The organism is Streptomyces sp. NRRL B-24572, from assembly GCF_002156145.1.
GTDB lineage: Bacteria > Actinomycetota > Actinomycetes > Streptomycetales > Streptomycetaceae > Streptomyces > Streptomyces vietnamensis.
This window is the reverse complement of record NZ_MWIG01000651.1, coordinates 1-5,384: the sequence shown is the minus strand read 5'-3', so window position 1 is coordinate 5,384 and position 5,384 is coordinate 1. Positions and strand designations below refer to the sequence as shown.

General features: G+C 74.6%; 7 protein-coding genes and 1 pseudogene. 4 read left to right on the top strand and 4 right to left on the bottom strand.

Going from position 1 to position 5,384, the window contains the following annotated elements; all coding sequences use genetic code 11:
* Nucleotides 1-224, top strand: a 224-nt coding sequence (locus CCN56_RS42730; protein WP_218779476.1) for a hypothetical protein, incomplete at its 5' end; no start/stop codon positions are given.
* Nucleotides 225-318: 94 nt separating this feature from the next.
* Here CCN56_RS42730 and CCN56_RS32675 read toward each other — a convergent pair.
* Nucleotides 319-585 (bottom strand): annotated as a pseudogene (locus CCN56_RS32675) (IclR family transcriptional regulator C-terminal domain-containing protein); the annotation flags it as partial.
* 164 nt (nucleotides 586-749) lie between these two features.
* The gene (locus CCN56_RS32670; protein WP_086831488.1) at nucleotides 750-1,958 is read right to left on the bottom strand and encodes a low temperature requirement protein A; all 1,209 of its coding nucleotides are present in this window, start codon (nucleotides 1,956-1,958) and stop codon (nucleotides 750-752) included.
* A gap of 241 nt (nucleotides 1,959-2,199) precedes the next feature.
* On the opposite strand from CCN56_RS32670, the gene CCN56_RS32665 reads away from it, so the two are divergent.
* Nucleotides 2,200-2,625, top strand: a complete 426-nt coding sequence (locus CCN56_RS32665) for a hypothetical protein (RefSeq protein WP_086831487.1) — start codon at nucleotides 2,200-2,202, stop codon at nucleotides 2,623-2,625.
* Here CCN56_RS32665 and CCN56_RS32660 read toward each other — a convergent pair.
* A complete protein-coding gene (locus CCN56_RS32660; RefSeq protein ID WP_086831486.1) occupies nucleotides 2,615-3,421 on the bottom strand; it encodes a helix-turn-helix domain-containing protein in 807 nt (268 codons plus the stop codon). The two genes, CCN56_RS32665 and CCN56_RS32660, sit on opposite strands and share 11 nt — an antisense overlap.
* Nucleotides 3,422-3,522: 101 nt before the next feature.
* Here CCN56_RS32660 and CCN56_RS32655 point away from each other — a divergent pair, with 101 nt between their 5' ends.
* Nucleotides 3,523-3,825 carry a 4a-hydroxytetrahydrobiopterin dehydratase gene (locus CCN56_RS32655; protein ID WP_086831485.1) on the top strand — a complete coding sequence of 101 codons (303 nt, stop codon included), beginning with the start codon at nucleotides 3,523-3,525 and terminating at the stop codon, nucleotides 3,823-3,825.
* Nucleotides 3,826-3,884: 59 nt separating this feature from the next.
* Nucleotides 3,885-4,631 carry a class I SAM-dependent methyltransferase gene (locus CCN56_RS32650; RefSeq protein ID WP_086831484.1) on the top strand — a complete coding sequence of 249 codons (747 nt, stop codon included), beginning with the start codon at nucleotides 3,885-3,887 and terminating at the stop codon, nucleotides 4,629-4,631.
* Here CCN56_RS32650 and CCN56_RS32645 read toward each other — a convergent pair.
* The coding region (locus tag CCN56_RS32645) for an NmrA family transcriptional regulator (protein WP_107484260.1) at nucleotides 4,618-5,384 on the bottom strand (767 nt) is incomplete at its 5' end. The two genes, CCN56_RS32650 and CCN56_RS32645, sit on opposite strands and share 14 nt — an antisense overlap.

Below are 5,384 nucleotides of genomic sequence, written 5' to 3'. Positions count from 1 at the left end.
CAGTCCCCCCACATCACCCCCGCACCACAAGGAGCTTCGCCATGCCCGTCGACCCGTACGCCGTCCTCCAGGCCCTGCTGCGCGCCGAGGCCTCCCGCGCCCGGCGCACCGAACGCACCGCCCCCGAGCCGGGATCCCCGGTGTCCGTGTCCGCCCCCGTGTCGACCCCTGAACCGCCCGCCCGCCGGGAGGACCGCCTCCGCAGGGAAGGCCCCCTGGGCTGACCCCGGGACCGGCCTCCCGGAGCACACCTCCGGGGGGCCGCCGGGCGGGTACGGCGCGCCGCCGCCCCGCCGTGGCACGACCGCCCGGCCCGCCTCAGGTCAGGACCGTGAAGGCATGGGCCGTCAAAGCCCGTTCGAGCCGCTCCCGCAGCCGCAGCGCCGTCTCCTCCAGGCGGTCCTCCTCGTCCACCGGCAGCGAGAAACCCACCGCCGAGTGGACCCCGCCGACCGTGATCGGCACGGCCCCGCACACGGTGCCGAGCACGTACTCCTCCCGCTCGACCACCGGCGCGCCCCGCCGGATCCCGGCCAGCCTGCGCATCAGCGCCTCCTCGTCCGGGACCGTCCGCGGCGTCAACGGACGGAGCCTATGAGGGTGGGGCTGGTGGGAGCCATGGGGTCAGTGTGGCGATGAGGCGAATGCGGCGGCGGGCCCGTCTTTTGGATCTCGTACGAACGTCCCGGCCGCGCGCGACGAAGCGCCACGATCCTCCAAGCCGCCGCCACGGCCACCGGCCCGCCGCCTCAGGACGCCTCCCCGCCCGTGACCGGCCGCGCGCCCCGCCTGGTGTGCAGTCCCACGAGGACCGCCGCCGCCGCGGCGAGGACCGCGAGGGCCACCAGGGCCGGGACCAGGCCGACCAGGGGGCCCGCCGCCAGGCAGCACGCCCCGCCCACGGCCAGCGCGGTCGGCCGCCGGCCCGAGGTGCGCAGCCCGATCGCGGCGGCGCCGAGGAGATAGACGCCGACGCCCCCGGTCAGCGACCAGGCCACGGCGCCGTGCAGCGGCTCGGCCAGGTCGTAGTGCCCGGTGTCGGCGACCTGCTGGAGGACCTTCTTCATCCCGAGCGCGCAGAGCACGATCCCGGCGACCAGCGGCAGGTGCAGGAAGGTGTAGACGTCCCGGGCGAAGCGGGTGCGCTCGTCGCCGTCGAGCCCGGAGAGACGGTGCTCCGCGGCTTCGCCGAGCTGCCGGAAGTACAGCCACCACAGCCCGGCCGAGAGCAGCAGCCCGGCCGCCGAGGCGCCGAGCACCGCGTACGAGAGGGGGAAGCCGCCGACGCCGACGCCCATCGCCACGATGGACTCGCCCAGGGCGATGATCACGATCAGACCGTGCCGCTCGGCGAAGTGCCCGGGGGAGTTGACCCGCCAGCCGGAGGAGCCGGTGATGTAGATGCCGCCGTAGTCGACGACCACCGCCCCCAGCCACCACAGGAGCTGGGCCCGGCCGTCGTACGCGCAGCCGATGAGCAGCAGCACCAGCGGCGGCAGCACGGACGCCATGGCCGTGCGCCGCAGGGTGACCCGCAGCGCGGCGTCCCCGGGGCTGGAGACCCAGTACGAGACCAGGTGCAGGATGCGCACCGCGCCGTAGCAGAGCACGAACACCAGCGGCGGGGAGAGCCCTTCCGGCGCGTCCGTGAAGACCTTCGGCACGGCGAGGGACACGATCAGGACCACGGCCATGACGGTGACGAGGACGCCGAACAGGGCGCCGGAATCGGCCCGCACGACATTGCCCAGCCAGGCGAAGGCGCACCAGCACCACCAGAGCAGCGCGAGGACGACCATCGCGCCCACCATCCGCGCCGGTGACGGCGCGGCCGCCATCAGGGCGGTGACCTGTGTGATCGCGTACACGAACACCAGGTCGAAGAAGAGTTCCGCGGGCGTCACCTTGTGATCGTCCCCGGCGGCCACCATGCGGGCCCGTTTCCTGTTCCACGCCATCTGTGTTCTCCCCCTTCGGGGCACCGGTTCCGGCCACCCCGGCGCGAAGACTACTCACTCCGGGGGAGCGGTGACGCGGCCGTCCGGGGACCCGCATGACCTCCGGCATTACCTCGCGCGTAATCGACCCCCTCGGCGCCGCCCGGCATGCTCATGAACACCGGAACCCGGGCGGCGCACTCCGCTCGGGCTCCGGGCCCACCACCAGCACGAACGTCCCCCTTTTGGAGGGTGATCCGCCATGTCCCAGGCCCTGCTCGCCGGCCTCGCCCGCACCACCCGCCCCCAGTCCGCGGTGCGCCGCTTCCTCGCCCTCGACGCCGTCGTCACCGGAGCCAACGGGATCGCCTACGCCGCCGCCTCCGGCCCCCTCGGCGAACTCCTCGGCGTCGACGCCGGACTGCTCCTCGAACTCGGCCTGTTCCTCACCGCGTTCGCCGCGGGCGTCGCCTGGCTCGCGAGCCGCCCGCAGCCCCCGGCGCTCGCCGTGAAGCTCGTCGTCGACGCCAACGTGCTCTGGGCCGTCCTCAGCATCGTCGCCCTCGTCGCCTGGCTGGAGCCGACCACCGCCGGCCTGCTGTGGACCCCGATGCAGGCGGTCACCGTCGCCGGTTTCGCCGCACTCCAGTGGGCCGCCCTCAGGGCCGTCGCGTCCGCTACGCGTTGAGGGACCGCAGGTACGCGACCGTCTCCGGGTCGGCCGGGAGGAACGTCTCGATGGCCAGCTCGGCGACGGTCACGTCCATCGGCGTGTTGAACGTCGAGATCGACGACACGAACGACAGCACCCGCCCGTCGTGCTCGATCCGCAGCGGCAGCGCGAAGTACGGGTACGGCTCCGCGTCCGGCCGGTCCTCCGGGTCGATCCGCTCCGGCAGCGGATAGCCCGCCACCTCCTCGTACAGCTCCCGCAGCGGCTCCGAACGGGCCAGCGCGATCTGACGGTCCATCTGGGCCAGGAGGTGGCCCCGCCACTCCCGCAGGTTCCGGATCCGGGGCGCCAGGCCCTCCGGGTGCAGCGTGAGCCGCATCGCGTTCATCGGCGGGGTCAGGAGGTGCTCCGGAAGCCCGCCGAGCAGAAGCTCGATCCCCCGGTTGGCCGCCACCACCGTGTACGTGCCGTCGACCACCAGCGCCGGATACGGCTCGTACCCGTCGAGCAGCTGCTGGATGCCCCAGCGCAGCGTCTCAAGACGCGGCGCGTCCAGCGGCGACTCCGCGTACCGGGGCGCGTACCCCGCCGCGAGCAGCAGCGCGTTCCGCTCCCGCACCGGCACGTCCAGGTGCTCGGCGAGCCTCAGGACCATGTCCTCGCTCGGCCGGGCGCGGCCCGTCTCCACGAACGAGATGTGCCGCGCCGAGGAGTCCGCGCGCAGCGCCAGCTCCAGCTGGCTCAGCCGCCGCTGCTCACGCCATCCGCGCAGCAGCGGCCCTACCCCCGTGTCGCTCACGACAGTTGTCATGGCCAGACGGTATCCCAGAGGGGGACGCCGGGTAGCTTTCCCCCGGGGCCCCTGCCCGTCACCCCGTCACCCCGCACCACCCGACCGGAGGGAGCACCGCCGTGCCCACACAGCCGCTGTCGCAGAAGGAGATCGAGGACCGCCTGAGGGAGCTTCCCGGCTGGTCCGTCCAGGAGGACCGGCTCGCCCGGAACTACCGGTTCGACGACCACTTCGCGGCGACCGCGCTCGTCGTCCACGTGGCCCAGATCCAGCAGGAGCTGAACCACCACTCCGACCTCACCCTCGGCTACGACACGGTCGCCCTCGCCGTGAGCACCCACTCCGTCGGCGGCATCACCGAGAAGGACTTCGAGCTCGCCGACCGCGTCGAGCGGATCGCCCCCGGCCACGGGGCGAGTTGACCCGTCGTCAGGACCGCCCCCGCCACGGCGAGACCCGGCCTGTCGTTAGGATCGCGGTCATGGGGGAGACCACGCTCGACTACGAGGCCGAGGCGGCGCACTACGACCGGACCCGCGGCGGAGTGCCCAGGGCGGAGGCCGCCGCCGAGGCCGTTCTGAGCCTCGTCCCGCCCGGCGCCCGCACCCTGCTCGACCTCGCCTGCGGCACCGGCCTCGTCACCGAGCGGCTCGTACGGACCGGCCTCCAGGTGTACGGGGCCGACGCCGCCCACGCCATGGCGCGGGTCGCCGCCGGCCGGGTCCCGGGCCGCGTCGTACGGGCCGACGCCCGGCGGCTGCCGCTGCCCGACGCCTCCCTGGACGCCGTCACGGCCGTCTGGCTGCTGCACCTGGTCCCCTTCGCGGCGGACATCGTCGCCGAGGCGGCCCGGGTGCTGCGCCCCGGCGGCGTCCTCGTCGTCACCGTCGACAAGGACGCCGCCCACGACGTCGACAGCGACATCGACGCGCTCCTCCGCCCGTACCGCTCGGCCGGGGCGGCCTCCGACCGCTCCGACCTGATCGGCGGACACGCGGCCGCCCACGGCCTCGACCCCGCCCCCGGCACCCGCTTCACCGGCCACGGCCAGGGCGCCACCCCGCGCGACACCGTCCGCAGACTCCGCGCCGGCTACTTCGCCTCCTGGTTCGACGGCGGCCCGGCCACCATCGAAACCCTCGCCGCCGCCCTGTCGGACCTCCCGGACCAGGACCGCCCCCGAGCCGACCCCCGTTACCGGCTCGCGAGCTTCGTCAGGCGCGGCTGAAGTCCCTCCGGCCCGTCGTGCCCCACGCCTCCGTCGCGAACTCGGCGAAGGAGCGCGGTTCCCGGCCCAGGATCCGCTTCACGCCGTCCGTCGCCGAGGCGTTGTGCCCGTCGAGGAGCGTGCCGAACAGGGCCGCGAGCCACTCCGCCTCGCCGACCGCGAGCCCGAACCCGGCGAGCAGCTGCGCGTACTCCGCCTCGGACACCGGCCGGTAGACCACCGGGCGGCCCGAGGCGCGGGAGATCTCCGCCGCCACCTCCGCGAAACCCACCGGCCGGGGGCCCGTCACCTCGTGCACCCGCCCCGCGTGCCCGTCCGCCGTCAGGGTCTCGACGACGACGTCCGCCAGATCGTCCGCGTCGACGAACGGCTCGGCCGTGTCACCGGCCGGGAAGACCACCGCGCCCTCGGCGACGCCCTCCGCGAGCAGCCCCTCGGAGAAGTTCTGCGCGAAGAACGAGGCCCGTACGACGGTCAGTTCGGCCCCGGACGCCGCCGTCCGCAGGGCCTCCTCCGCCAGGACCGCCGCCGGCTCCCCGCGCCCGGAGAGGAGCGTGAGCCGCCGTACGCCGTTCTCCACGGCCAGCCGGCCGAAGGCCTCCATCGCCTCCACCGCACCGGGGGCGGCCAGGTCCGGGGAGTACGCCACGTACGCGGCGTCCGCGCCCCGCAGCGCGGGCGCCCAGGTCTCCGGGGCCTCCCAGTCGAAGACGGTCGCCCCGGTCCGGGACCCGGCCCGGACCGGGGCGACCG

Coding starts and splice junctions, on each gene's coding strand:
- CCN56_RS32670 (WP_086831488.1), bottom strand. CDS start 1,958: ATGGCGTGGAACAGGAAACGGGCCCGCATGGTGGCCGCCGGGGACGAT.
- CCN56_RS32665 (WP_086831487.1), top strand. CDS start 2,200: ATGTCCCAGGCCCTGCTCGCCGGCCTCGCCCGCACCACCCGCCCCCAG.
- CCN56_RS32660 (WP_086831486.1), bottom strand. CDS start 3,421: ATGACAACTGTCGTGAGCGACACGGGGGTAGGGCCGCTGCTGCGCGGA.
- CCN56_RS32650 (WP_086831484.1), top strand. CDS start 3,885: ATGGGGGAGACCACGCTCGACTACGAGGCCGAGGCGGCGCACTACGAC.